The organism is Buttiauxella cochleicola (assembly GCF_021283185.1).
In the GTDB taxonomy this organism is placed as follows: Bacteria; Pseudomonadota; Gammaproteobacteria; order Enterobacterales; family Enterobacteriaceae; genus Buttiauxella; species Buttiauxella massiliensis.
In genome coordinates this window covers 16,360-41,916 of sequence record NZ_JAJSOS010000003.1, presented here as the reverse complement: position 1 = coordinate 41,916, position 25,557 = coordinate 16,360, and the positions used below count along the sequence as shown (strand labels likewise).

Annotated in this window: 25 protein-coding genes; 15 read left to right on the top strand and 10 right to left on the bottom strand. The window is 50.0% G+C overall.

The genetic code is table 11. The annotated features are described in order from the left end of the window. The first annotated feature begins 4 nt into the window (after nucleotides 1-4). A complete protein-coding gene (gcvP, locus tag LVQ76_RS05530; protein ID WP_232904573.1) occupies nucleotides 5-2,878 on the top strand; it encodes an aminomethyl-transferring glycine dehydrogenase in 2,874 nt (957 codons plus the stop codon). Nucleotides 2,879-2,948: 70 nt separating this feature from the next. Next, complete coding sequence (locus LVQ76_RS05525; RefSeq protein WP_232921183.1) at nucleotides 2,949-3,692, top strand: SDR family oxidoreductase; 744 nt, start codon at nucleotides 2,949-2,951, stop codon at nucleotides 3,690-3,692. Nucleotides 3,693-3,743: 51 nt separating this feature from the next. Here the strand turns inward: LVQ76_RS05525 and LVQ76_RS05520 are convergent, their stop codons facing one another. From LVQ76_RS05520 to LVQ76_RS05510, 3 genes are read right to left on the bottom strand one after another with little or no spacing between them, the layout of a single operon-like run. Then, nucleotides 3,744-3,989: a pentapeptide MXKDX repeat protein gene (locus LVQ76_RS05520; protein ID WP_232864544.1), complete on the bottom strand. Its 246-nt coding sequence runs from the start codon at nucleotides 3,987-3,989 to the stop codon at nucleotides 3,744-3,746. A 48-nt stretch (nucleotides 3,990-4,037) separates the two neighbouring features. Further along, nucleotides 4,038-4,826 (bottom strand): molybdopterin-dependent oxidoreductase, encoded by a 789-nt coding sequence (locus LVQ76_RS05515; RefSeq protein WP_232921182.1) that lies wholly within the window; start codon nucleotides 4,824-4,826, stop codon nucleotides 4,038-4,040. 9 nt (nucleotides 4,827-4,835) lie between these two features. Beyond that, entirely contained in the window at nucleotides 4,836-5,447 is a 612-nt protein-coding gene (locus LVQ76_RS05510; RefSeq protein WP_232921181.1) for a cytochrome b/b6 domain-containing protein, read from the bottom strand. Nucleotides 5,448-5,590: 143 nt separating this feature from the next. Between LVQ76_RS05510 and LVQ76_RS05505 the strand changes: the two genes are divergently transcribed. Further along, on the top strand, nucleotides 5,591-6,301 hold the full coding sequence (locus LVQ76_RS05505) for a response regulator transcription factor (protein ID WP_232864541.1): 711 nt from the start codon (nucleotides 5,591-5,593) through the stop codon (nucleotides 6,299-6,301). Nucleotides 6,302-6,304: 3 nt separating this feature from the next. Next, nucleotides 6,305-7,771, top strand: coding sequence for a sensor histidine kinase (locus LVQ76_RS05500; protein WP_232864540.1), 1,467 nt, complete (start codon nucleotides 6,305-6,307; stop codon nucleotides 7,769-7,771). A 45-nt stretch (nucleotides 7,772-7,816) separates the two neighbouring features. Here the strand turns inward: LVQ76_RS05500 and LVQ76_RS05495 are convergent, their stop codons facing one another. From LVQ76_RS05495 to LVQ76_RS05485, 3 genes are all read right to left on the bottom strand, one after another. Then, nucleotides 7,817-9,250, bottom strand: a complete 1,434-nt coding sequence (locus LVQ76_RS05495) for a 6-phospho-beta-glucosidase (protein ID WP_151993194.1) — start codon at nucleotides 9,248-9,250, stop codon at nucleotides 7,817-7,819. Between the two features lie 165 nt (nucleotides 9,251-9,415). Beyond that, nucleotides 9,416-10,144 carry a MurR/RpiR family transcriptional regulator gene (locus LVQ76_RS05490; protein ID WP_064513598.1) on the bottom strand — a complete coding sequence of 243 codons (729 nt, stop codon included), beginning with the start codon at nucleotides 10,142-10,144 and terminating at the stop codon, nucleotides 9,416-9,418. 15 nt (nucleotides 10,145-10,159) lie between these two features. Next, a complete protein-coding gene (locus LVQ76_RS05485) occupies nucleotides 10,160-10,756 on the bottom strand; it encodes an HD domain-containing protein (RefSeq protein WP_232921180.1) in 597 nt (198 codons plus the stop codon). A gap of 285 nt (nucleotides 10,757-11,041) precedes the next feature. On the opposite strand from LVQ76_RS05485, the gene trhA reads away from it, so the two are divergent. After that, nucleotides 11,042-11,695 (top strand): PAQR family membrane homeostasis protein TrhA, encoded by a 654-nt coding sequence (gene trhA, locus LVQ76_RS05480; RefSeq protein WP_151993196.1) that lies wholly within the window; start codon nucleotides 11,042-11,044, stop codon nucleotides 11,693-11,695. A gap of 39 nt (nucleotides 11,696-11,734) precedes the next feature. Here trhA and ygfZ read toward each other — a convergent pair whose 3' ends face one another. Beyond that, entirely contained in the window at nucleotides 11,735-12,721 is a 987-nt protein-coding gene (gene ygfZ / locus LVQ76_RS05475) for a tRNA-modifying protein YgfZ (protein ID WP_151993197.1), read from the bottom strand. A 247-nt stretch (nucleotides 12,722-12,968) separates the two neighbouring features. On the opposite strand from ygfZ, the gene sdhE reads away from it, so the two are divergent. Beyond that, on the top strand, nucleotides 12,969-13,235 hold the full coding sequence (gene sdhE, locus LVQ76_RS05470; protein WP_064513590.1) for an FAD assembly factor SdhE: 267 nt from the start codon (nucleotides 12,969-12,971) through the stop codon (nucleotides 13,233-13,235). Continuing rightward, the gene (locus tag LVQ76_RS05465) at nucleotides 13,216-13,638 is read left to right on the top strand and encodes a protein YgfX (RefSeq protein WP_232864538.1); all 423 of its coding nucleotides are present in this window, start codon (nucleotides 13,216-13,218) and stop codon (nucleotides 13,636-13,638) included. Before sdhE ends, LVQ76_RS05465 begins: the two co-directional genes overlap by 20 nt. Nucleotides 13,639-13,645: 7 nt before the next feature. On the opposite strand, the gene fldB is transcribed toward LVQ76_RS05465, so the two are convergent. Continuing rightward, a complete protein-coding gene (gene fldB / locus LVQ76_RS05460; protein WP_154150580.1) occupies nucleotides 13,646-14,167 on the bottom strand; it encodes a flavodoxin FldB in 522 nt (173 codons plus the stop codon). A 100-nt stretch (nucleotides 14,168-14,267) separates the two neighbouring features. Between fldB and xerD the strand changes: the two genes are divergently transcribed. The 8 genes from xerD to LVQ76_RS05420 all read left to right on the top strand — a co-directional run bounded on the left by xerD (nucleotide 14,268) and on the right by LVQ76_RS05420 (nucleotide 23,883). Continuing rightward, nucleotides 14,268-15,164 (top strand): site-specific tyrosine recombinase XerD, encoded by an 897-nt coding sequence (gene xerD / locus LVQ76_RS05455; protein ID WP_134184556.1) that lies wholly within the window; start codon nucleotides 14,268-14,270, stop codon nucleotides 15,162-15,164. A gap of 23 nt (nucleotides 15,165-15,187) precedes the next feature. Beyond that, nucleotides 15,188-15,904, top strand: coding sequence for a bifunctional protein-disulfide isomerase/oxidoreductase DsbC (gene dsbC / locus LVQ76_RS05450; RefSeq protein ID WP_232921179.1), 717 nt, complete (start codon nucleotides 15,188-15,190; stop codon nucleotides 15,902-15,904). A 7-nt stretch (nucleotides 15,905-15,911) separates the two neighbouring features. Then, nucleotides 15,912-17,645, top strand: coding sequence for a single-stranded-DNA-specific exonuclease RecJ (recJ, locus tag LVQ76_RS05445; RefSeq protein ID WP_232921178.1), 1,734 nt, complete (start codon nucleotides 15,912-15,914; stop codon nucleotides 17,643-17,645). A 118-nt stretch (nucleotides 17,646-17,763) separates the two neighbouring features. Then, nucleotides 17,764-18,862 (top strand): peptide chain release factor 2 gene (gene prfB, locus LVQ76_RS05440; RefSeq protein ID WP_122974007.1). Its coding sequence is split into 2 segments (ribosomal slippage): nucleotides 17,764-17,838 and nucleotides 17,840-18,862, totalling 1,098 coding nucleotides; the frame shifts between segments, so codons are not numbered across the junction. A 9-nt stretch (nucleotides 18,863-18,871) separates the two neighbouring features. Next, on the top strand, nucleotides 18,872-20,386 hold the full coding sequence (gene lysS / locus LVQ76_RS05435) for a lysine--tRNA ligase (RefSeq protein WP_151993203.1): 1,515 nt from the start codon (nucleotides 18,872-18,874) through the stop codon (nucleotides 20,384-20,386). A 64-nt stretch (nucleotides 20,387-20,450) separates the two neighbouring features. Then, complete coding sequence (gene actS / locus LVQ76_RS05430; RefSeq protein ID WP_151993204.1) at nucleotides 20,451-21,218, top strand: amidase activator ActS; 768 nt, start codon at nucleotides 20,451-20,453, stop codon at nucleotides 21,216-21,218. Between the two features lie 221 nt (nucleotides 21,219-21,439). Next, nucleotides 21,440-22,687: a peptidase T gene (gene pepT / locus LVQ76_RS05425; protein ID WP_232864534.1), complete on the top strand. Its 1,248-nt coding sequence runs from the start codon at nucleotides 21,440-21,442 to the stop codon at nucleotides 22,685-22,687. Further along, on the top strand, nucleotides 22,684-23,883 hold the full coding sequence (locus LVQ76_RS05420) for an MFS transporter (RefSeq protein ID WP_232904582.1): 1,200 nt from the start codon (nucleotides 22,684-22,686) through the stop codon (nucleotides 23,881-23,883). Before pepT ends, LVQ76_RS05420 begins: the two co-directional genes overlap by 4 nt. 37 nt (nucleotides 23,884-23,920) lie before the next feature. On the opposite strand, the gene LVQ76_RS05415 is transcribed toward LVQ76_RS05420, so the two are convergent. Next, the gene (locus LVQ76_RS05415) at nucleotides 23,921-25,099 is read right to left on the bottom strand and encodes an MFS transporter (RefSeq protein WP_232921177.1); all 1,179 of its coding nucleotides are present in this window, start codon (nucleotides 25,097-25,099) and stop codon (nucleotides 23,921-23,923) included. Beyond that, the gene (locus tag LVQ76_RS05410) at nucleotides 25,100-25,501 is read right to left on the bottom strand and encodes a GlcG/HbpS family heme-binding protein (RefSeq protein ID WP_232864531.1); all 402 of its coding nucleotides are present in this window, start codon (nucleotides 25,499-25,501) and stop codon (nucleotides 25,100-25,102) included. Nucleotides 25,502-25,557 lie beyond the last annotated feature (56 nt).

The window sequence follows — 25,557 nt, the reverse complement described above, 5'->3', positions numbered from 1 at the left end:
GCTCATGACCCAGTCTTTACGTCAGCTTGAAAATCACGAAGCGTTTATCGACCGTCACATTGGACCAGACGCACAGCAGCAACACGAAATGCTGGAGACGGTGGGCGCTCGTTCGTTAGACGAGCTGATCGCTTCGATCGTTCCGGCAGATATCCAGCTTGCCGAGCCACCACAGGTGGGTGAGGCTGCAACTGAATTCGCGGCCCTGGCTGAATTAAAGACCATCGCCAGCCGTAACAAGCGCTTTAAAACGTATATCGGTATGGGTTATACCGCGGTGCAAACTCCGCCGGTGATCCTGCGTAACATGCTCGAAAACCCAGGTTGGTACACCGCCTACACACCGTATCAGCCAGAAGTTTCACAAGGCCGTCTTGAAGCGCTGTTGAACTTCCAGCAGGTGACACTGGATTTAACCGGCCTTGATATCGCTTCCGCTTCCCTGCTCGACGAAGCGACCGCTGCTGCCGAAGCCATGGCAATGGCTAAGCGCGTCAGCAAACTGAAAAACGCCAACCGCTTCTTTGTTGCCGCTGACGTACACCCGCAAACGCTGGATGTGGTGCGCACCCGTGCTGAAACCTTTGGCTTTGACGTGATTGTTGACGACGCCGCGAAAGTGCTGGATCACCAGGACGTGTTCGGTGTGCTGTTGCAACAAGTGGGCACCACCGGCGAAGTACATGATTACAGCGCGCTAATTAGCGAGTTGAAACAACGTAAAGTCATCGTGAGTGTTGCCGCTGACTTTATGACGCTGGTTCTGCTGACCGCACCAGGCAAGCAAGGTGCCGACATCGTGTTTGGTTCCGCACAGCGTTTCGGCGTGCCAATGGGCTACGGCGGCCCGCATGCCGCATTCTTTGCTGCACGCGATGAATTCAAGCGTTCCATGCCAGGCCGTATTATCGGCGTTTCTCGCGATGCCGCGGGCCGCACCGCGCTGCGCATGGCGATGCAAACTCGCGAACAACATATCCGCCGCGAGAAAGCCAACTCCAACATTTGTACCTCCCAGGTTCTGCTGGCAAACATCGCCAGCCTGTATGCGGTGTTCCACGGCCCGGCTGGCCTGAAACGCATTGCAGGGCGCATTCATCGCCTGGCCGATATTCTGGCTTCTGGCCTGCAACAAAAAGGGCTGGTGCTGCGTCATAAACATTGGTTCGACACTTTGTGTGTCGAAGTCACCGATAAAGCCGGTGTGCTGGCTCGTGCCGAAGCCAATGAAATCAACCTGCGCAGCGATATTCTTAACGCGGTTGGCATTACGCTTGATGAAGCGACCACCCGTGAAGATGTGCAGGCGCTGTTCACCGTTTTACTGGGTGACAACCACGGCCTGGATATCGACAAACTCGACCAAAACGTTGCGGGTGATAGCCTGTCTGTTCCGAAAGGCATGTTGCGTGAAGACGCGATCTTGACCCATCCAGTGTTCAATCGCTACCACAGCGAAACCGAAATGATGCGTTACATGCACTCGCTTGAACGCAAAGATCTGGCGCTCAACCAGGCGATGATTCCGCTCGGTTCTTGCACCATGAAGTTGAATGCTGCGGCTGAAATGATCCCAATTACCTGGCCTGAATTCTCAGAATTACATCCATTCTGCCCGGCAAACCAGGCGGAAGGTTATCACCAGATGATTTCCCAACTGTCTGACTGGCTGGTGAAACTGACTGGTTACGACGCGCTTTGTATGCAGCCAAACTCTGGGGCACAAGGTGAATATGCGGGTCTGCTGGCGATTCGTCGCTACCACGAAAGCCGCAACGAAGGCAGCCGTAATCTATGCCTGATCCCAAGCTCTGCGCACGGTACAAACCCGGCGTCGGCGCAAATGGCGGGTATGGAAGTGGTGGTGGTTGCCTGCGATAAACAAGGCAACATCGATCTGCACGATCTGCGTCTTAAAGCAGAGCAAGCGGGCGATGCGCTGTCTTGTATCATGGTGACTTACCCGTCTACCCATGGTGTGTATGAAGAAACTATTCGCGAAGTGTGCCAGATCGTGCATCAGTTCGGCGGCCAGGTTTACCTGGATGGTGCGAACATGAACGCACAGGTGGGGATTACTTCACCGGGCTATATCGGCGCGGATGTTTCGCACCTCAACCTGCACAAAACCTTCTGTATTCCACACGGCGGTGGCGGCCCAGGTATGGGTCCAATTGGGGTGAAAGCGCACCTGGCTCCGTTCGTACCAGGCCACAGCGTGGTGCAAATTGAAGAGATGTTAACCCAGCAGGGCGCGGTTTCCGCAGCACCGTTTGGTAGTGCATCAATTCTGCCAATCAGCTGGATGTACATCCGCATGATGGGCGCGCAGGGGCTGAAAAAGGCAAGCCAGACGGCAATCCTGAATGCTAACTATATTGCGACTCGCCTGAAATCCGCCTTCCCGATTCTTTATACCGGGCGCAGTGGCCATGTGGCGCATGAATGTATTCTCGATATTCGCCCACTGAAAGAAGAGACAGGCATCAGCGAACTGGATATTGCTAAGCGACTGATTGATTTCGGCTTCCATGCGCCAACTATGTCGTTCCCGGTTGCGGGAACATTGATGGTTGAGCCGACAGAATCCGAAAGCAAACTGGAACTGGATCGCTTTATTGACGCGATGCTGACTATCCGCACCGAAATCGACCGTGTGGCGCGTGGTGAATGGCCGCTGGAAGATAACCCGCTGGTTAATGCGCCGCACACGCAGGACGAAATTGTTGCTGACTGGACGCATCCATATACCCGCGAACTGGCGGTGTTCCCGGTAGGCCATAGCAATAAATACTGGCCAACTGTGAAACGTCTGGATGATGTATACGGAGACCGCAATCTGTTCTGCTCTTGTGTGCCGATGAGCGAATATCAGTAATATTTATCCCGCTATATACTCTTAAGGGCACTTCGGTGCCCTTTGTTTTATCTGTAGATCAGGAGGCAAAATGGGCGTGGTTCTGGTAACGGGCGCAAGCCGTGGCATTGGTAGGGCGACCGCTATCCTGTTGGCAAAGGCTGGCTACAAAGTCGTGGTTAATTATCAGCAAAGCAAACAAGCCGCTGATGAAGTGGTGAGTGTTATTCGTGCGCACAGCGGCAAGGCATTTGCCATCAAAGCGGATATTGCCGATGAACTGCAAGTGATGGCGATGTTTGCCGAAATCGACAATGCTTTTGGGCCGGTGACCGCGCTGGTCAACAACGCCGGGATCTTGTTCCAGCAATCCACTATTGAAGAACTGACGGCTGAACGTATTAATCGCGTGCTGGCGACCAACGTCACTGGCTATTTCCTCTGTTGCCGGGAGGCCGTAAAACGCATGGCGTTTCGCCACGGTGGAAAGGGGGGCGCGATTGTTAATGTGTCGTCTGCCGCGGCACGTTTAGGTGCGCCGGGTGAATACGTTGATTATGCGGCGTCGAAAGGTGCGGTAGACACGTTAACCACCGGGCTTTCTTTGGAAGTTGCTGCGCAGGGTATTCGTGTAAATGCCGTGCGGCCAGGTTTTATCTATACCGAAATGCATGCTTCTGGTGGTGAACCCGGGAGAGTCGATCGCGTAAAAGATCTCTTGCCGATGAGACGTGGCGGCCAGCCAGAAGAGGTCGCACAGGCCATCGCCTGGTTGCTTAGCGATAACGCCTCTTACGTGACGGGAAGTTTCCTGGATTTGGCGGGTGGCAAATAAGATCAATGGCAGTCACCTGAATGTTTCGGTGAACTGCCATTATTCGGGTTATTACTTTTTACCCATCTCGTCTTTAGCCATATTGTCTTTAGACATTTTGTCTTTGGACATATGATCCTTAGACATGCCGTCTTTTGACATAGGATCTTTCGACATGCAGTCTTTTTTCATACTGTCTTTAGAGCAGTCATGGGACATTTTCCCCATATTATCTTTAGTCATATTATCGGCAGCATTTGCAGCCGTTACGCCAAAGAATAATGCTGAGCACATCAGAGCAGTGTAGAGTTTTTTCATTTTTTATATCCTCATCGTTTAATTAACTACAGTGAATTATGAAGGGTATTAACTTCCGCCGAACCAGTTATAACCCTGATCCTCCCAATAACCTCCGGGATAACGATTGGTGACTTCCATAACCAAAATATGCTTTGGGTTTTTATAACCTAACTTGGTTGGCATTCTTAATTTCATGGGGAAACCATATTTACGTGGCAATATTTCACCGTCGTAAGTTAATGCAATAATGGTTTGTGGATGTAACGCCGTTGCCATATCAATACTGGTGTAGTAATCGTCAGCGCATTTGAAGCTGACATAACGGGCATTTAAATCGGCACCAATGCCTTTGAGAAATAGCGAGAACGGCACGCCGCCCCATTTGCCAATGGCACTCCAGCCTTCAACACAGATATGCCGTGTCACCTGACTGACCTGCGCCATCTGGTGCAGTTGGGCGAGTGTCCACGGGCGTTTATCAGCCACTAAACCGGCGATTTCCAGGCGGTATGCCTCGCCATTAACAACAGGTGCTTCCTCTTCACTGTAAAAAGCATTGAAGGGGAATGGGCGCGTCATCATGTTTTCCGGATAAACCGGAGCCAGGTCATTGGCATTAAATAACCAGCCTTGCACCCGGTCATTAAAGCGTGAAATACGGCTTAATGTGTTTTCTACCGATTGATTATCACTAATATCGCAACCGGTTAGCATCATCAAACCACCCAGCGTTAAACCTTGTTTTAAAAAACGACGGCGGCCTTCCGATGATAACTGCTTATTAATTTCCTGTGTGGCATCGTGAATAATGACTGCTTTATCAGAGTCAGAGAAAAACTTATTTTTATTGTTCATCTCTTTCCCTTATCGTCCGCGTAGCATGGCGAGTAAAGTTTTTGGCACCAGCGCCACCATAATCAGGTGAATGATGACAAACCCCACCATTCCAGACATGGCATAAAAATGAATAAAACGCGCGTTGTCATAACCACCAAGTAATTCGCGTAATAGTGGAAACTGCACTGATTTCCACACCACAAGACCTGAACAAACAAGAATGATCCCGTCGAATATCACGAACAGATACGCCAGTTTTTGTACGGTGTTGTAGTGGCTAAGATCTTCATGAGCTAGCTTTCCGCGTAGTGCTGCAACAAAATCTTTGATTAACTCACGAGGCGACAAAGGCCAGAATTTGCGTTTCAGGCGGCCGCTGAAAATATTAATCAGCAAATAAACCACGCCATTAATGCCAAAGAGCCACATTCCTGCGAAATGCCATTGCAACGCACCGCCTAACCAACCACCGAGGGTTAACTCGGCTGGAAAAGTAAAATTAAACAGCGGCGAGGCGTTATAAATCCGCCATCCGCTTGCCACCATGACAAGCATCGCTAGTGCATTCAACCAGTGGCATATCCTCAACCACATCGGATGAACGATAATGGGTTTAACCTGAAACGTTGGAGTATCCATCGTTTTATTTCCGGTTATTGCGTTGAAATGAGTGTGGCCTAAATCTGTTCGCCAAAGTCTCACCAAAAGTTAAATTAAATGTGATAACTCCACGTCGGTTTGTTGTATAGACTTCTGGTAACAGGCGGAAATAAGGCGGAGTCATGAAGCCCAAAAAGTTATTAATCGTTGAGGATGACGAAAACATTGCAGAACTTCTGCAACTGCATTTGCGCGAAGAAGGATATGAAATTGTCCATGCGGCCGATGGTTCGCAGGGCCTGGAATTGCTTAAGCAGGGTGGATGGGATGCCTTGATTTTAGATCTTATGCTGCCTGGCGTTGATGGCCTGGAAATATGTCGCCATGCCCGCACCATGACACGCTATACGCCGATCGTGATGATCAGCGCGCGCTCAAGCGAAACACATCGGGTTTTGGGGTTGGAATTGGGCGCGGATGATTACCTGGCTAAACCGTTTTCTATGCTGGAGTTGGTGGCTCGTGTGAAAGCACTATTCCGCCGCCAGGAAGCAATGAGCCAAAACCTGATGCAAGATGCAGGAACGCTCACTTTTGAACGGCTGACTATCGACCCGCTGGCGCGTGATGTGCATTTACGAAATCAGCCTGTGGAACTGACGCCACGCGAATTTGACTTGCTGTGGTTTTTTGCCAAACACCCTGGCAAAGTTTTCTCCCGGCTGAATTTGCTCAACCAGGTTTGGGGCTATCAACACGAAGGTTATGAACATACGGTAAACACGCACATCAATCGGCTACGCATCAAGATTGAAGATAACCCCGCAGAGCCTGAATTCATTTTGACGGTGTGGGGAAAAGGGTACAAATTCATCGCACCGCGACACGAGTAAACCATGCGAAAACTCACTCTTTCACAGCGCCTGACTCTGGTTTTTGCGTTGTTGCTCATTACCTCTTGCTCCCTGCTGGGATGGCTGCAGATTCGCACCAGCACGCAGTACAGCCAGGCGGTGATCCAACAACTTTCAGGTTCACTGGCTGAACACATCAACCAGAGCTACCCGCTGCTTGGGCAAGATGGGCTGAATAATGATTCTGTGCGCACACTGTTTGATCATCTGATGACGGTGAACCCAAGCGTTGAAGTTTATCTGTTGGATGATAAAGGCAACATCATTGGCGATGCCGCTCCGCCGGATCATATTAAACGCCATCAAGTCGATCTGGAGCCGATCCAGTCGGCACTTAACGATCGGCAGTATCCGATCTATGGTGATGATCCACGTAGTATCGATGGCAAAAAAGTGTTTAGCGTGGCTCCGATGCGGCAAAACGGGCAGGTGAAAGGCTATCTGTATGTCATTTTGCTTGGTGAAAATTACAATGCGCTTGCCAGCGACGCGCAGTCGAATACGTTGTTTAAAGTGGTTCTGCTCTCTATCAGTCTGGTTGCGTTGCTTGGTTTGATTGTTGGGGGGCTGGCATTTCGCTGGATTACCCGGCCACTGCGCTCGCTTTCACGTCAGGTTAATGCGCTGGAAACCGGTGGCATGGCGGAAATGCAGGCGATGGCTGCGCTCCCCTGCGAAAAAGTACACAGCAATGATGAAATTAGCCTGTTACGCCAGGGGGTTATCATGATGGCGCGGCGGATTTCGGAACAGTGGCACCGCCTTTCGCAGCAAGACCAGTTGCGCCGTGAGTTTATCGCCAATATTTCTCATGACCTGCGCACGCCGTTGACCTCTCTTCACGGTTACCTGGAAAGCTTATCTGTTATGTCAGCAACACTTTCCGAAGCTGAGAAAAAACGGTATCTGGAAATCGCTTTAGCGCAGAGCCAGAAAGTACGGACTCTTGCACAATCATTATTTGAACTGGCGCGTCTGGAATACGGCGTTGTGAAGCCGCAGAAAGAGCATTTTTGTCTGAGCGAGTTGCTACAGGATGTCTTCCAGAAATTCGAACTGATGACGCAAACTCGTCAGTTGCAACTGGTGGCCGATATTCAGCCTGGCTTGCCGTTAATTGATGCGGATTTGGGGATGATTGAGCGGGTATTAACGAATTTGCTGGATAACGCGATTCGCCATACGCCGGAGCAAGGAACCGTTGCCGTCCGATTGTGGAAAGAGGGCGAAAAAGTGATGGTGCAAATTAGCGATAGTGGACCGGGTATCCCACAGGAACTGAAAGAGGGATTGTTTGTACGCCCGTCGATTGTCAATCAGTCACATATCAGAGTGGGTGGATTAGGGCTGATGATTGTGCGCCAGATGCTGCAACTGCACGGCAGCGATATTGCGCTGGTGGAAAGACCAGAAACTGGTGCCTGCTTCCGCTTTGGATTGCCTACCTGAATTAAAAGCGCCCCGCAAATGGGGGCGCAAGATTGATCAAATTAATCAGAGGTTTTCGCCGTTGCTGGCAATCACTTCTTTGTACCAGTTAAAGCTCTTCTTGCGTGAGCGAGACATATCGCCAGTACCATCATCGTGCTTGTTCACGTAGATAAAGCCGTAGCGTTTGCTGTACTGACCGGTGGTGAACGAAACACAGTCGATGCAGCCCCACGGGGTGTATCCCATCAAATCTACGCCGTCATACGTGACCGCTTTCATCATTTCGGAAACATGAGCTTTCAGATAATCAATGCGGTAATCGTCGTTGATTGAGCCATCTTCTTCCACTTTGTCGTAAGCGCCAAAACCATTTTCAACGATGAACAGTGGTTTCTGGTAGCGTTCATACAACTCACACAGCGCATAACGCAGGCCAACTGGGTCAATTTGCCAACCCCAATCAGAGGCTTTAACGTGCGGGTTCGGTACGCTGCCCTGGAAGCCAGATAGTGCATCACCACTACCGCCTTCAGCCTTCACGGCGTTAGTCATGTAATAGCTGAAGCCGAGGTAATCACATACGCCTTCACGCAGAATTTGCTCATCGCCTGCTTCCATTTTGATATTGAATTCGCGGCGTTCCCACTCGTTCAACACGTAAGAAGGGTAGTAACCACGCAGTTGCACGTCGGTGAACACATAACGTTCGCGCATGGATTCCTGGGCGTACATTTGATCTTCTGGTTTGCAGGAGAAAGGATATAGCGGCACCATCGCCAGCATGCAGCCAATTTGCATCTCAGGGTTGATACGGTGACCAATTTTCACCGCCATGGCGCTGGCCACGAACTGGTGATGCAGCACCTGATACATCACTTCTTCCGGGTTATCGTGTTCGGTGTAAACCACGCCGGAGCAGCAATAACCAAACAGCGGCGCACGCCAGTTGCGTTGGTTATTGATTTCGTTGAAGGTCATCCAGTATTTCACTTTGCTCTTGTAGCGTTCAAACACCACTTCGGCAAAACGAACAAAGAAATCGACCACTTTACGGTTGGTCCAGCCACCGTATTCGGTAACCAGATGGTGTGGCATTTCAAAGTGGGATAGGGTGATAACCGGCTCAATGTTGTATTTCAGCAATTCATCGAACATGTCGTCATAGAATTTCAGCCCTTCTTCATTAGGCTGAAGTTCGTCGCCTTTCGGGAAAATACGCGTCCAGGCGATTGAGGTGCGGAAGCATTTGAAGCCCATCTCTGCAAACAGCGCGATGTCTTCTTTGTAACGCCCATGGAAATCAATGGCTTCATGGTTCGGGTAATATTTTCCAGGGATAACTTCCTGAGTGATTTCACGCGGCACGCCATGAGCGCCACCGGTTAGCACATCACAGATACTTGGGCCTTTACCTTCTTTGTTCCAGCCACCTTCAACCTGGTGTGCAGCAACTGCACCGCCCCATAAAAAATCTTTCGGTAAAGTCAGTTTTTTCATATTTTGTAATCTCACTGTCAGTGCCAGAAATAATGTGGGATACATCACAAAATGGCAGCGCATTAATAAGCTCTGGTCTGGAGTCTAGCAAATGAGATTTAATTGTCACGATATAACAAATCACGATTCATGTGATTTGTTACACGGAAAAAACAGGCTGTTTTTTTATGCCATTTTCTTAGCCAATTTACGGCCGATGGTCTCTAAAATATAAATGACAGGGATTTGCGTGGTGATGTCATACACCCCGCCAACGCGTGTAAGTGGAATGTGCCAGGAGATATTAAAGTCAGCAAGCTTTGCCAGCGCTGAGTTCTCGTGGCTGGTAATGGAGAGCACTTTACAGTTATGCAGGCTGAACTGGCTGGCGAAGCGCAGGATCTCTTCTGTTTCACCGGAGACTGAAAGCACAATTGCCAGGGCATTTTTCGCCATATCATTAGTGACTGGGAAATAAGGGTCATCAATATGGTTACTAAATTTTCCGACATTAGAAAAGAAACGTGCACCATATTTAGCCAACGCACCCGAAGTGCCGGCTCCGACAAATATAATTCGTTCTGATGAACAAATAATATCAACTGCCCGATCAATTAAATTATCAAACTCTTCATTATTAGTGCTTTTAAAAAAGCTGATTATTTCACTCGGGCCAAAATTAACCAGCTGCTCATCATTTTGCTCAAGATACAATTTAAAGCGCACACGAAATTCAGAATAGCCTTCGCAATTTAGCTTGCGGCAAAAACGCAGCACTGTTGTCGTGGAAACGCCCACCGCATCAGCCAACTCGCGGATTGTCATGTACATCACTTTGTCACGATTTTTGATGACAAAATTATAGACCAGCATTTCCAGGCCATTGAGATTGGCAATTGCTGCATGAGTAAACATCTGGGTCTTCCCGAATTAAATTAACCAGCCTTTTTCTTGCGCTGAATATAAATGACCGACGACATGTTGCCATAATTCGGGCCAGCTTTCGCCCACCAGCGCGTTGCGCTTCAACACTTGTTCGAGCGAAATTCCATTCTCGCGCCAGCTTTGCCCATCGTTATGTAAATTTTGCAGGATAGGGAGGATTCTATCGAGTGCTCCTGCAAAGCGAGAATCGGCGGTGGCACCGGCTTCATATTCCAGCCATAGCTGTAAAAACAGAGTGCTCTGTGGTTCAGGTAACAATCCAAACAACCTTTCAGCTGCGACGGCTTCTTTCTCGACAATGGCTGCGCGAGCGGCAAGGTCATAAACCAGGACATCACCGACATCTATCTCGACGATATCATGCAGTAATGCCATCTGGACGACGCGGGAAATATCAACATTCTCTGGGGCGAAGGAAGCAAGACTCATGGCTGCTACGGCAAAATGCCAGCTATGTTCAGCGGAGTTCTCGGGGCGACCATGACCGATAATCTTAGTGCGGCGCTCAACAAGTTTTAGCTTGTCGATCTCCATCAGAAAGTTAATCACTTCACTCATTGCGCCGAAAGCTAGCTGCGTCATCCTGGTGCTCCATTAGTAAATTATTGGTGTGAATATATTGTATCGATACCGTTATAAGTTTTGATGGATTTATTTTAGCGTACAGGTGTTAGCTGGAATCGTTCTCAGCTATGCTCTACCCATCATTCTTCGAGCTGCATATGCGTTGGCTTTCCTCGTTCACCCCCGTCACTTACTCAAGTAAGCTCCTGGGGACTCACTGCGTCGCCGCCTTTATGCAACTCGAATTATCTTGGGTAGAGTTGCAATGCATTATCCATTTTTTGTCTCACCGGGAGTTGCCATATGTCTGACAAACCATTGATAGCGAAAGGATATTCAATGGCCGAGGAAATCGCCAACAGTATTAGCCATGGTATAGGACTGGTTTTTGGGATTGTCGGGCTGGTTTTGTTACTGATACAGGCGGTTGATGCTAACGCAAGTGTGACAGCAATAACCAGTTATAGCCTGTACGGCGGCAGCATGATTTTGCTGTTTCTCGCATCAACGTTGTATCACGCGATTCCCCATCAACCCGCCAAGCGCTGGCTGAAAAAATTTGACCACTGCGCAATTTATTTGTTGATAGCCGGGACGTATACGCCCTTTTTACTCGTGGGCCTGGATTCGCCTCTGGCGCGCGGGCTGATGGTTGTTATTTGGGGGCTGGCGCTGGCCGGTATTCTCTTTAAGCTCACCATCGCACATCGCTTTAAGGTTTTATCGTTAGTGACTTATCTGCTGATGGGCTGGTTATCGTTGGTAGTTATTTATCAGATGGTAATTAAACTCGCGCCGGGCAGCGTAACGCTGTTGGCAGTTGGCGGGGTGATTTACTCGCTGGGAGTGATTTTCTACGTCTGCAAGCGTATTCCCTACAACCATGCAATCTGGCACGGTTTTGTGCTCGGCGGCAGTGTATGCCACTTCCTTGCGATTTATCTCTATATTCATTAATTATCCGTCGCCCCATGTGCAGGGCGACGGCGGGTTGTTTTACTCATCTTCTAACGAATATGGCAGTCGCTCAATAACCAGCTCGCTGCCGACATCATCACGAACGCGCAGCACGCTATTGGCTTCCAGATCGTTGTTCATCACAACCTGAACCAATACTCGCCCATCATCAAGCTGGCTGGCTGCCAGTACCGTACCGGTACGACGCCAGTTATCACCCATTTTCAACTCCAGGTCTTCACCAGCTTCCGGTAAGCGGCTGGCTTTGCCTGCGAGATACCATAGAGCACGCTTGTTAGCGCCACGGAATTTCGCACGAGCCACCATTTCCTGGCCGGTGTAACAACCTTTTTTGAAGCTGATTCCGCCCAGCGCCTGAAGGTTCGTGGCCTGTGGGATGAACTGTGCGCTGTTAACCGGTTCAATAACCGGAATACCAGCTTCAATCTCCAGAGCTAACCATTGCTGGCTGTCGTTACGCTGTGCTTCACCCTGTAATTTTTCAGCCAGTATTTGCGCGGTAGATTCATCAGTTACCAGCATGAAACGCTCGGCAGGTAAGTTGAACCATAGGAGCGTGGTAGCACCTTCTTGTACAACCGGATTCTCTGCATCAGGCAAGGTGGCAAAGAGATTAGCCAGCGCAGCGCGAGCCTGGAAACCTGCAACGCCCATCAGCACGCTTTCATCATCTGGAGCGATGGTGACTTTGGAAAATACTGCATATTTTTTTAGCTCAACAAGCTGCGCATCACGCAGGTTGCGGCGCTCAATCAAGGCAAAACCCTCGCCACGATGGAACAGGCGCAAGTTGCTCCACATTTTTCCTTTCGCGTCACAATGCGCGCAAAGTGTGTGCTGATTTGCAGCCAGTTGTGCAACGTCGGTCGTGACCTGGCCTTGTAGGTAGGTTTCTGCATCTTTGCCTGTCACGCTTGCCAGTGCCCAATCATCAAGAGTCATGAGTGTTAGCGGCAGGCGGGCTGCGGCCGTAGGCTGACGCGGAGGAAATGGAGTGAAAGCCATAGTTATGTCCCTGGGTTTTGAGCAAATGAATTGGCTCAATGGTAAAAGAGCCATTTGGCAATGCAAGCAGTTTGATAACGCGAGTTGTGCGCTTACGCGTTTTCTCGCAAGGTTAATGCAACAGCAACGCATTACAGATTTTTCTCACGATAAAGCGCGCAAACGGTAACATTCATTTAATGCGTGCCATAAAAACACGTTACACTAACATTTGTACCTACTTTGTCAGAGAACCAGGAAAGAGCACATGGATATCAATAACAAAGCCCGAATTCATTGGGCGTGCCGCCGGGGAATGCGCGAGCTGGATATTTCGATTATGCCATTCTTCGAATATGAATATGACTCGTTAAGCACTGAGGATAAGCAGTTGTTTGTCCGTTTGCTGGAAAGCGATGATCCAGACCTGTTCAATTGGTTAATGAATCATGGCAAACCCGCAGATACAGAGCTGCAACGGATGGTGACACTGATTCAGACACGGAATAAAGAACGTGGTCCTGTGGCAATCTGATCTTCGCGTCTCCTGGCGTGCACAATGGCTATCACTTTTAGCACACGGTCTGGTGGCACTTTTTGTGCTGCTGATGCCGTGGCCGATGAGCTATACGCTAATCTGGATGCTGCTACTTTCGCTGGTTGTATTTGACAGTGTGCGCAGCCAGCGGCGCATCCATGCCTGCCAGGGCGAAATGAAACTTCTGACCGACTACCATCTGCGTTGGCAAAACCAGGAGTGGGAAATCGTTGGTTCCCCTTGGGTTTTACGCAGTGGCATGATGCTGCGCTTACGCCGGGTCGGGCGCAAACGCTGCCAGCATTTATGGCTGTCCGCTGATAGCATGGACACGGGTGAGTGGCGTGATTTACGTCGCCTGATGCTGCAACAACAGGCGAGTGGAAGTGGGGAAGCTTAAACAGCTTTCAGGCAAAATGTTCGGCCATTTCTGCAAGAATTAGCTCACACCAGGTTTCGATTCGCTCATCGCTTAAATCGTACTGATTGGTTTCATCAAGCGCCAGGCCAACGAACAGTTGCCCATCGGCAATAACCGGTTTAGGGCTAGTAAACTCATAGCCTTCAGTTGGCCAATAGCCAATAAACTGAGCGCCGCGTGGGGCCAGTTTGTCGTGCAGCATGCCCAGAGCATCAAGGAACCATTCACCGTAGCCGAGCTGATCGCCCATGCCATAAAGCGCAACCAGTTTGCCTTCAAGATTCAGATTATCCAGTTGATCCCAGACGGCTTCCCAGTCTTCCTGTAATTCGCCGAAATCCCAGGTGGGGATACCGAGAATTAACACATCGTATTGTTCCATCATGGCTGGTGAATCATCTTTCAGATTGTGCAGTGTCACCAGTTCCGGGCCAATGATGTCACGAATTTTTTCGGCAGCCATTTCGGTGTAACAAGTGCTGGAGCCATAAAAAAGGCCAATGTTCATCGCGTTAACAACTCTTTTAAAAACGTGCAGGATTGCAAGTGTATCAGATCCCATTGTGCATCATGCATAATGGACACAATTCGCCAAATGTGAGGCTGTAGTGGAACAGGATCTGGCCCGAATCGAACAATTTCTTGATGCGCTCTGGCTTGAGCGGAACCTGGCACAAAACACGTTAGACTCCTACCGTCGGGATCTGAAGATGGTGGCGGAGTGGCTGGAACGTCACTCTTTGAGTCTGCTGAATGTGCAAACTGGCGATTTGCAGTCGCTGTTTGCTGAGCGCCTTGAAGGTGGCTATAAAGCAACAAGTTCAGCGCGTATGCTGAGCGCGATTCGTCGGTTGTTTCAGTATCTCTACCGCGAAAAATTACGCGAAGATGACCCGAGTGTGATGCTTTCATCGCCAAAACTACCGCAGCGTTTGCCGAAAGATTTAAGCGAAGCGCAGGTAGAACGTCTACTGCAAGCTCCTTGTGTCGACCAGCCTATCGAGCTGCGTGACAAAGCGATGCTCGAATTATTGTATGCTACCGGGCTGCGTGTATCGGAGCTCGTTGGGCTGACGATGAGTGATGTCAGCCTACGTCAGGGAGTTGTGCGGGTCATCGGCAAAGGCAATAAAGAACGTCTGGTTCCAATGGGTGAAGAAGCCGTTTACTGGCTGGAAAACTACCTGGAACATGGGCGGCCATGGCTGCTCAATGGCGTATCAATAGATACCGTTTTCCCGAGCAATCGTGCCCAACAAATGACGCGCCAGACATTCTGGCATCGCATTAAACATTATGCGGTGCAGGCTGGAATCGATAGCGAAAAGCTGTCACCACATGTTCTGCGACACGCATTTGCCACGCATCTACTGAACCATGGTGCGGATTTGCGAGTCGTACAGATGTTGCTTGGACACAGCGATTTGTCCACCACCCAAATTTATACGCATGTAGCTACAGAGCGGTTACGCCAGCTACATCAACAGCACCACCCACGAGCGTGAGTGGTAGAAGATAAGGAATCATCATGAAAAAGCGTTTGTGGCTGCTCCCATTATTAGCGGTCTCTGTGTCCGGTTTTGTTCATGCTGACGACGCAGCAATCAAGCAGTCTCTTGCTAAGTTAGGCGTGCAAAATGCTGACATTCAGTCAGCACCTGTTGCGGGCATGAAAACGGTATTAACCGATAGCGGCGTTTTGTATGTGACCGAAGACGGTAAACACGTTATTCAGGGGCCGCTGTACGATGTGAGCGGCGCGCAGCCTGTTAACGTCACCAATCAGCTGCTGGTGGGTAAACTGAACGCGCTCGAAAAAGAGATGATCGTTTACAAAGCGCCGCAAGAGAAACACGTCATTACGGTGTTCACCGACATTACCTGCGGCTATTGCCACAAGCTGCATGAAGAGATGAAAGACTACAACGCGCTAGGTATTACCGTGCGTTACCTGGCCTTCCCACGCCAGGGTCTGCAAAGCCAGACTGAAAACGATATGAAAGCTATCTGGTGTGCAAAAGACCCTAAAAAAGCATTTGATGCAGCGATGAAAGGAGAAGCTGTTGCGGGTGGGACCTGCGATATGAATATCGCCAACCATTACAACCTGGGCGTGCAGTTTGGTATTCAGGGGACGCCTGCAATTGTGCTGAGTAACGGAACGGTTATTCCTGGCTACCAGGGGCCGAAAGAGATGAAGCAAATGCTGGATGCACACCAGCAACTTACCAATGTAGGTGGGTAGTTAACGGGTGAAACAGCAAACACAACTTCGCCGTCGTACCGTTGATGATTCTGTCGTGCTGCCTCAGGAACTGCATCCGCTTTTAAAGCGCCTGTACGCCAGCCGTGGCGTACGTGGCGAGCAAGACCTTGAACGTAGTGTGAAGGGAATGCTTTCGTGGCAACAACTTAATGGCATGGATAAAGCCGTTGAGATACTGCATAACGCTTTCCGTGAAGGTTTGCGCATTATCGTGGTCGGCGATTTTGATGCCGATGGCGCGACCAGCACCGCGTTAAGTGTGTTGGGGCTGCGCAGCCTTGGGTGCCAAAACGTTAGCTATCTCGTACCTAACCGTTTCGACGACGGATATGGTTTGAGTCCGGAAGTAGTGGATCAAGCTCATGCGCGTGGCGCGCAGATGATTTTGACCGTTGATAACGGGATCTCTTCCCATAGCGGTGTTGAACGAGCTCACGCACTGGGCATTCCGGTAGTCGTGACGGATCATCACCTGCCGGGGCCTGAACTTCCGGTGGCTGATGCTATCGTTAACCCAAATTTGGTTGATTGTGAGTTCCCGTCAAAATCACTTGCCGGTGTTGGCGTTGCCTTTTATCTGATGCTGGCAATGCGTGCTCATCTGCGTGATTGCGGCTGGTTTGAACAGCAGGGCCTGGCGATTCCAAACATTGCAGAATTGCTGGATTTAGTGGCATTGGGCACCGTGGCCGACGTTGTTCCGCTTGATACCAATAACCGCATTTTGACCTGGCAGGGCTTGAGCCGTATTCGTGCAGGCAAATGTCGCCCTGGTATTAAAGCACTGCTGGAAGTCGCTAACCGTGAGCCGCAAAAACTTGCTGCCAGCGATTTAGGTTTTGCGTTAGGTCCGCGCCTGAATGCGGCAGGGCGCCTGGACGATATGTCCGTAGGTGTGGCGCTACTGCTCAGTGAAAATATTGCTGAAGCACGGATGTTGGCCAATGAGCTGGATGCACTCAATCAGACACGTAAAGAGATTGAGCAAGGCATGCAGGTTGAAGCGCTAACCCTGTGCCAACAACTTGAGCACAGCCATGATGAGTTGCCATATGGCCTGGCGATGTACCACCCGGAATGGCATCAGGGCGTGGTCGGTATCCTGGCTTCACGTATCAAAGAGCGCTTTAACCGCCCGGTAATTGCATTTGCACCCGCTGGTGACGGCACGCTGAAAGGCTCTGGCCGCTCGGTGCAAGGCTTGCATATGCGCGATGCTCTTGAGCGTCTCGATACTCTGTATCCGGGCATGATGCTGAAATTTGGCGGCCACGCGATGGCGGCAGGTTTGTCGCTGGAGGAAGCTAAATTTGAAGAGTTCCGCCAGCGCTTTGGCGATCTGATCGGCGAATGGCTTGATCCCGCATTGCTTCAGGGCGTGATTTGGTCAGACGGTGCTATTTCCGCGCAAGAGATGACGCTGGAAACCGCTGAGATGCTGCGCGATGCCGGGCCGTGGGGGCAGATGTTCCCTGAGCCATTATTTGACGGCAAATTCCGTTTGTTACAACAACGGCTGGTGGGCGAACGCCATCTTAAAGTGATGGTTGAACCCATCGGCGGTGGCCCGCTGATTGACGGCATTGCCTTCAATGTGGATACCGGATGCTGGCCGGATAACGGCGTGCGTGAAGTTGAATTGGCTTTCAAGCTGGACGTAAATGAGTTTCGCGGTAATCGCAGCGTTCAGTTGTTAATCGATCATATCTGGCCTCTATAGCCCTATTACTTGGCTATTAACGGGCAACAAAGCTATAAAAAGCGGCGTAATTCCGGTAAACTTTCCGGTCTACGACCGCATTTTCGTCTTCTGTCATCAACATAAGATAATACAGACCATGTTTGAAATTAACCCGGTAAAAAACCGCATCCAGGACCTCACTGAGCGCAGCGACGTTCTTAGGGGGTATCTTTGACTATGATGCCAAGAAAGAGCGCCTGGAAGAAGTAAACGCAGAGCTGGAACAGCCTGATGTGTGGAACGAACCTGAACGCGCGCAAGCGTTAGGTAAAGAGCGTTCTTCACTGGAAGCCATTGTCGATACATTGGACCAAATGACTCAGGGGCTGGAAGATGTTAACGGCTTGCTGGAGTTGGCCATCGAAGCCGACGACGAAGATACCTTCAATGAAACCATTGTTGAGATAGACCAGCTCGAAGCCAAACTGGCACAGCTGGAGTTCCGTCGTATGTTCTCCGGCGAATATGACAGCGCTGACTGTTATATCGACATTCAGGCAGGTTCTGGCGGCACCGAAGCGCAAGACTGGGCCAGCATGTTGATGCGTATGTATCTGCGTTGGGCAGAAGCACGTGGCTTCAAAACCGAAATTATTGAAGAGTCTGAAGGTGAAGTTGCCGGTATTAAATCGGTGACTATTCGCATTCAGGGCGAGTATGCCTTTGGCTGGTTGCGTACCGAAACTGGCGTCCATCGCCTGGTTCGTAAGAGTCCGTTCGATTCCGGCGGCCGTCGCCATACCTCCTTTAGCTCCGCCTTCGTTTATCCAGAAGTGGATGACGATATTGATATCGAAATCAACCCGGCGGATCTGCGTATCGATGTGTATCGTGCATCTGGCGCAGGCGGTCAGCACGTTAACCGTACAGAATCCGCGGTGCGTATTACCCACCTTCCGACTAATACAGTGACTCAGTGCCAGAACGACCGTTCGCAACATAAGAACAAAGATCAGGCGATGAAGCAGATGAAGGCGAAGTTATACGAGCTGGAAATGCAGAAGAAGAATGCTGAGAAGCAGTCGCTGGAAGACAACAAATCGGATATCGGCTGGGGCAGCCAGATTCGTTCTTACGTACTGGACGACTCCCGTATCAAAGACTTGCGTACAGGTGTAGAAACCCGTAACACGCAGGCGGTACTGGATGGCGATCTGGACAAATTTATCGAAGCAAGTTTGAAAGCAGGGTTATGAGGAACCAACATGTCTGAACAACAAGCACAGGGTACCGAAGCGGTCGATCTTAATAATGAACTGAAAGCACGCCGCGAGAAGCTGGCAGGCCTGCGCGAGCAGGGCATTGCTTTCCCAAATGATTTCCGTCGCGATCATACCTCAGACCAATTGCACGCTGACTTCGATGCGAAAGAGAACGAAGAGCTGGAAGAGCTGGGCATTGAAGTTGCCGTTGCTGGTCGTATGATGACTCGCCGTATCATGGGTAAAGCGTCTTTCGTTACCCTGCAAGATGTTGGTGGTCGCATTCAGCTTTACGTTGCGCGTGATGATTTGCCAGAAGGCATCTACAACGAGCAGTTCAAAAAATGGGACCTCGGTGACATCCTGGGTGCTCGCGGTAAGCTGTTCAAAACCAAAACTGGTGAGCTTTCTATTCACTGTACTGAACTGCGCCTGCTGACCAAAGCACTGCGCCCGCTGCCGGACAAATTCCACGGCCTGCAGGATCAAGAAGCGCGCTACCGCCAGCGTTACCTGGATCTGATCTCTAACGACGAATCCCGCAACACCTTTAAAATCCGCTCACAGATTATGGCTGGCGTCCGTCAGTTCATGGTTGCACGTGGCTTTATGGAAGTTGAAACGCCAATGATGCAAGTGATCCCGGGTGGCGCATCTGCGCGTCCATTCATCACGCATCACAACGCGCTGGATATCGATATGTACCTGCGTATTGCGCCGGAACTGTATCTGAAGCGCCTGGTAGTGGGTGGCTTCGATCGCGTATTCGAGATCAACCGTAACTTCCGTAACGAAGGTATTTCTCCGCGTCACAACCCAGAGTTCACCATGATGGAACTCTACATGGCGTATGCGGATTACAAAGACCTGATCGAGCTGACCGAATCTCTGTTCCGTACTCTGGCACATGACGTGTTGGGTACTGCGCAGGTTAAGTATGGCGAAGAGATCTTTGACTTCGACCAGCCATTCGCCAAATTGACCATGCGTGAAGCCATCAAAAAATACCGCCCGGAAACTGATATTGCAGATCTGGACGATATGGGCAAAGCACTGGAAATCGCAGCAGCTATCGGCATCAAAGTCGAGAAGAGCTGGGGTCTGGGCCGTGTAGTCACCGAGATCTTCGAAGAAGTGGCTGAAAGCCACCTGATTCAGCCGACCTTCATTACTGAATACCCGGCAGAAGTTTCTCCACTGGCGCGTCGTAATGACGAGAACCCAGAAATCACGGACCGCTTCGAGTTCTTCATCGGTGGTCGTGAAATCGGTAACGGCTTCTCCGAGCTTAACGATGCAGAAGATCAGGCACAGCGCTTTGCTGACCAGGTTAATGCGAAAGACGCAGGCGACGACGAAGCGATGTTCTTCGACGAAGACTACGTGACTGCACTGGAGCACGGCTTGCCACCAACGGCGGGTCTGGGCATTGGTATCGACCGTATGGTTATGCTGTTCACTAACAGCCACACCATTCGTGACGTTATCTTGTTCCCGGCTCTGCGCCCGGTTAAGTAAGTTATGCTCGTTCCTCCCTTCGGGGAGGAACCCATTTTTTAGTTAATGTATTCAGAGGATTGGTTTGAGCAAGGAAAGCACAGTCAGAACATGGGCACCCAATGTCCTCATCCTCCTACTAAGCCTGTTACTCGTCGCTTGTTCATCAAATAAAGCGGGCAGCTCTAAAGCATCCTCCGGCAGTTACAACGGCTCGGTTTACACTGTCAAACGTGGCGATACCCTTTCCAAAATCTCACGCATGACTGGCACAAGTGTCGGCCAACTGGCACGCCTCAATGGTATTCCTGCTCCTTATACGCTGGAGATAGGGCAAAAAATCCGTGTTAAAAGTAGCTCTGGTTCTTCATCTTCTTCAAAGAAAACAGCCGTTGCGAAAACCTCGAAACCACGTTCATCTTCCACAAGTAGCGTAGCGAAAGTCGCTGCACCTCCGGTTGGCTCAAAATGCTGGCTCTGGCCGACGTCGGGTAAAGTGATTGCGCCTTTCTCCGATAGTGATGGTGGGAATAAAGGTATTGATATAGCTGGAAAACGCGGGCAACCGATTTACGCATCCGCCGCTGGAACAGTGGTTTACGTCGGCAACCAGCTTCGTGGCTACGGCAATTTAGTGATGATCAAACATAACGAAGAATACATCACCGCCTACGCGCACAACGAAACGACATTGGTGAACACCAGTCAGAAAGTCACTGCCGGGCAGAAAATTGCCACCATGGGTAGCAGCGGTTCGGATTCTGTGAATCTCCACTTCCAGATTCGCTACCGGGCAAACGCGATTGATCCTCAGCGTTATTTACCTCCGATGGGCAGCAAACCTTCCTGCTAATAATTAAAAGCCAGAGCGAATCTGGCTTTTAATAAATCCCCTCGCTATTGATCTCTATCACGCATTACCCCGCCTTCCTGACTAATAATGCTAAACACTTCGATTCATAATATGAATGGTTAATATTTTGCAAAATAACAACTGAGTTATAACGAATATGACGAGGTTGATGCAATTATGATATTTACCAACCATTCAATGTTAATGGTGAGTAGCAAATAATGACAACACGTATCAATGCAGACCAAATAATAAATACCTTTATCAGGTATACAACAATCAACACCACTTCCGTTGCAGATAATCAACAACTTCCTAGCTGTGAAAACCAGTACAAATTAGCGCAACTTGTTGCCGATGAGTTCGCAACTGAAAGTGCTGTTGAGACCACCATTAACGATAATGCTATTACCGTTCTTAGCCTTGCCGCAAATAACCCGGAAATGCCCTCCATTGTCTTCTTTGCACATCTCGACACAGCGCCAGATAACGCGAATGACACCCACGCTGTACGCGTGAAAAACTATGACGGTACAGATATCGTGCTGCCTGCGACTGGCGATGCGATTACCGTTGAAGCATTCCCTGAATTGCTGGACTACATAGGCCAGGAGATCATTACCACCGATGGCACCAGCCTGTTGGGCGCTGACGACAAAGCCGCGATTGCCGCTGGCGTCGAAGCTATTCGCTATATGCTTGCGACACCGGACTTTAAACATGGCGATATCAAACTGGTATTGCTCCCGGATGAAGAAATTGGTATTCGCGGAGCTAAAGCATTAAACGTGGCCGCATTAAATGCTGACTTTGGTATTTGCCTCGACTGCTGTGGTATCGGCGAATATGTGGTTGAAAACTGGTATGCAGGCAGCGCAAAAATGACCTTTAAAGGCGTGACTGCCCATCCAATGAGCGCCAAAGGAAAACTGGTTAATGCCGTATTAATCGCTAATGAAGTGATTAACGCATTACCCGAAGCTGAACGCCCTGAATTAACAGAGGGTCGTGAAGGCTATTTCTGGGTGAATAAAATTAGCGGTAATACCGTCAGTGCTACGCTTGAAATTGCACTGCGTGATTTTGAAGTCGACGGCTACCAGAATAGAAAAGCAACACTACGTTCAATTACCGAACAACTCCAAAATCGCTACGGCCACGACAATGTTATTCTGGAACTATCTGATACTTACGATAATGTCAAAGCGGGTCTCGACAAAAAGCCGGAAATTATTGCCAGTGTTCAACAGGCGATGCGCAATTTGGGAATCGAGCCGAAGCCGCTAATTATGCGTGGTGGGTATGACGGCAGTGTCATCACTCCAGCCGGTTTACCTACCGTGAATATCTTTACCGGTGCTCATAATTTCCACTCCACCAAAGAGTTTCTCCCTGCAGAATCCCTGCGCCTGGCAAGCGAAATGCTGCTGGAAATCATCACTCTGAGCGCTCAGGAGGTTTCTGCGTGAATAAGTGGATAATCGAGTTTGTTCTGTATGCGGTCTATATGGTTTTTGGTGCTGCCTGGGCGACAACCGGTGCAGTGATGCCGCAAATCATGGCTGATTTTAATATCGATGTTTCTCATGCGGCGTTGATGTCGAATGTGATTCTGTGGGCGAAAATTCTTGGTGCCTTCTGCACGTCAATTCTGACGGCACAATTGGGTGCGAAGAAATCCTATCTTTTGGGTTGTGTGCTTACCGGGTTATCGATATTTATCCCATGGACCAATAATTTTGACCTGCTGTTAGTTATTCGCTTTATGGGCGGCCTGGGCGGTGCAATTTGCCTGGTTTCACTGGTGCCGACCGTGGCACGTTTGTTTGATAACAAAACCGCATCTGCGCTCAACAGCCTGAACTGCACCTCCAATATCATCGGCACCATTATCGCGTTGACGCTGGCAGGTAGCTTGTCTATCTACTTTGGTGGCTGGAGAAATCTGCTGGCGGTCTATGGTGTGGTTACACTGGTTCTGGGTGCTGTGTGGCTAATCTTCTTCACCGATGAAGAAGTTGCTGTTACTACTGCAAGCCACGACGGCAGCACGGATAAACTGCGCATTATGAGAGATGCGATTTTTAACCGCGTGGTGTGGGGGATGATTGCCCAGTACGTCGGCGCGATGATCATGATGATTTTCATGTTCACCTTCCTGCCGCTTTACTACGCCAAATACGCGCACCTGCCGCCAGAATCGCATGCTCACCTGAGCGGCACGGTAAACCAGGTCGGGATTATGCTCGGTGCGATTGCAGGACCATTCTGCAAAGCTCGCGGCTACCATTATAAAAACTGGTTGTTTAGCACCAGCATCGCGATGGCAATTACCACCTTTATTATGCTGTTCGCAACCAATGACATTCTGATTCTGGTTTGTTCATTCCTGACGGGCTTTGTGTTTGCGACCTGGTTTGCCTTTATTTTCTCTATCCCAAAAGAGACATTAAAAGGGGCCAATACTCAAACTGTGACTTATACAATGTCGACGTTCTGGGTATGTACATTCGTTATCGCCACCGCGAACAGCCAACTGATTGGCTGGTCAATTGATGCAACCGGTAGCTTCACAATGGGCTTTGTCTGGGTGTTTGCGCTGATGGTGGTTTCACCTATCGTGGCTCTAATAGTATTCCCGAAAAAAGTGGTAGCTCACGCTTAAAAATGAAAGGGAAACCGCGAGGTTTCCCTTTTATCTATCAGGTGCGTTGATTGTGTTTACCCGTAAGCCAGAAGAGGGGGATTTGAGCAACCAGCACCAACAGCACTCCTGCCCACGGCGTTAGCGCAATCTTGTTTTGTGCCACTAATCCACTCCCCAGGATCTCACCCAAAGTAATACCCAGGTTAAATGCCGAGATATTCAACGCTGAAGCAAAATCCACTGCGCGAGGAGTCCAGCGCGATGCTGTTTCCAGCATTCCTGCCTGAAAACCTGGTGACATCCCGAATGCCAGTGCACCCCAAATAAATAGCAGCGGTACAACAGCCAGTTTGCTGGAGAGGGTGAGCACCAGGAGCACAAATACCGCGAGCAGACCCAGCAGCATACGACGTAGCGCAGTGGGCCAGCCGAGACTTGCAGCCCAGCGTCCTCCGGCCATGTTTCCAACTAAAGTGGCTATGCCAAATACCACCAATAACATGCTGGCACTATGGGTCGAAAACCCACTGATGCCAGTCAAAATAGGGGTGATAAAGGTGAAGGCAGCAAAACTTGCGCCAAAGCCTAGTACGGTAATACTCATCATCGCCAGAATCATGGGCTGTTTTAACGCAGACAATTGTATAAACGCCGGGCCTGCCTTCTGCGCGGGTAGTACCGGAACCCAGCGTGCCGTTGCCAGCAGAGCAATTGCGGCTAACACTGCGACCCCAAAAAAGGGTAAACGCCAGCCCAGCCCATTACCAATCATACTTCCTAATGGCACACCGATAACCATCGCAAGCGTCAGGCCTGCAAACATAACGGAAATTGCCCGGCTTGCAGCACCAGGTGCTGCTAATCGGGCTGCGACAGTGGCACCGATAGCGAAGAAACTGCCGTGTGCAATTGCTGTGATGATGCGACCCAGCAATAGCATGTGATAGTCGGTAGAAAATGCTGATAGCAGGTTACCAAAAAGAAAGGTTGTCACTAATGCCAGCAGCAATGGTTTACGCGGCAATCGCGCAAATCCAAGAACGACAATCGGTGTTCCAATGGCGAGCGCGAGCGCGTAGGTTCCGACCAGGCTTCCGGCCTGAGCCAGAGACACATGTAAATCCTGAGCTATGGCGGGCAACACGCCGACGACGATAAACTCCGCCACACCTATAGCAAATGCAGTAACTGCCAGGGCCCAGACACCCGCATGAATACGATGTGGCGTGCTCATTTATGTTCTCCCGGCTGCGGCCAGCGCAATGATTTGATCGGCTTCTACCGTTGCACCGGCAATACCTACTGCTCCAGTCGCGTGGTTATGTTCATCGTAGAGCACAACGCCGCCGCCAAAACTAATCAGCCCACCGTTAGTGGACTCCAGAGAATAAATTGCGCCACCTGGCTGAGCATCTGCACCAAGAGTCAGGCTATCTGTACGAAAAAGTGCTGCGGTGCGTGCTTTCTTGATTGAGACATCAATAGCCCCCGGGACTGCGTTGTCCATGCGCAAAAAACCGCGCAGTAGACCTGCGTCATCAACAACACTGATATTAATAGCAAAATTCATCTCTTGAGCGAGCTTTCGGGCGCGCTCAATCACTTGCACAACGGTTGATTCACTTAAAGCAGACATTGGAAAACTCCTTGATGTGATAAAGAGTCGCCAATGATTGCTGTGAGCTAACAATT

Coding starts and splice junctions, on each gene's coding strand:
- gcvP (WP_232904573.1), top strand. CDS start 5: ATGACCCAGTCTTTACGTCAGCTTGAAAATCACGAAGCGTTTATCGAC.
- LVQ76_RS05525 (WP_232921183.1), top strand. CDS start 2,949: ATGGGCGTGGTTCTGGTAACGGGCGCAAGCCGTGGCATTGGTAGGGCG.
- LVQ76_RS05520 (WP_232864544.1), bottom strand. CDS start 3,989: ATGAAAAAACTCTACACTGCTCTGATGTGCTCAGCATTATTCTTTGGC.
- LVQ76_RS05515 (WP_232921182.1), bottom strand. CDS start 4,826: ATGAACAATAAAAATAAGTTTTTCTCTGACTCTGATAAAGCAGTCATT.
- LVQ76_RS05510 (WP_232921181.1), bottom strand. CDS start 5,447: ATGGATACTCCAACGTTTCAGGTTAAACCCATTATCGTTCATCCGATG.
- LVQ76_RS05505 (WP_232864541.1), top strand. CDS start 5,591: ATGAAGCCCAAAAAGTTATTAATCGTTGAGGATGACGAAAACATTGCA.
- LVQ76_RS05500 (WP_232864540.1), top strand. CDS start 6,305: ATGCGAAAACTCACTCTTTCACAGCGCCTGACTCTGGTTTTTGCGTTG.
- LVQ76_RS05495 (WP_151993194.1), bottom strand. CDS start 9,250: ATGAAAAAACTGACTTTACCGAAAGATTTTTTATGGGGCGGTGCAGTT.
- LVQ76_RS05490 (WP_064513598.1), bottom strand. CDS start 10,144: ATGTTTACTCATGCAGCAATTGCCAATCTCAATGGCCTGGAAATGCTG.
- LVQ76_RS05485 (WP_232921180.1), bottom strand. CDS start 10,756: ATGACGCAGCTAGCTTTCGGCGCAATGAGTGAAGTGATTAACTTTCTG.
- trhA (WP_151993196.1), top strand. CDS start 11,042: ATGTCTGACAAACCATTGATAGCGAAAGGATATTCAATGGCCGAGGAA.
- ygfZ (WP_151993197.1), bottom strand. CDS start 12,721: ATGGCTTTCACTCCATTTCCTCCGCGTCAGCCTACGGCCGCAGCCCGC.
- sdhE (WP_064513590.1), top strand. CDS start 12,969: ATGGATATCAATAACAAAGCCCGAATTCATTGGGCGTGCCGCCGGGGA.
- fldB (WP_154150580.1), bottom strand. CDS start 14,167: ATGAACATTGGCCTTTTTTATGGCTCCAGCACTTGTTACACCGAAATG.
- dsbC (WP_232921179.1), top strand. CDS start 15,188: ATGAAAAAGCGTTTGTGGCTGCTCCCATTATTAGCGGTCTCTGTGTCC.
- lysS (WP_151993203.1), top strand. CDS start 18,872: ATGTCTGAACAACAAGCACAGGGTACCGAAGCGGTCGATCTTAATAAT.
- pepT (WP_232864534.1), top strand. CDS start 21,440: ATGACAACACGTATCAATGCAGACCAAATAATAAATACCTTTATCAGG.
- LVQ76_RS05415 (WP_232921177.1), bottom strand. CDS start 25,099: ATGAGCACGCCACATCGTATTCATGCGGGTGTCTGGGCCCTGGCAGTT.
- LVQ76_RS05410 (WP_232864531.1), bottom strand. CDS start 25,501: ATGTCTGCTTTAAGTGAATCAACCGTTGTGCAAGTGATTGAGCGCGCC.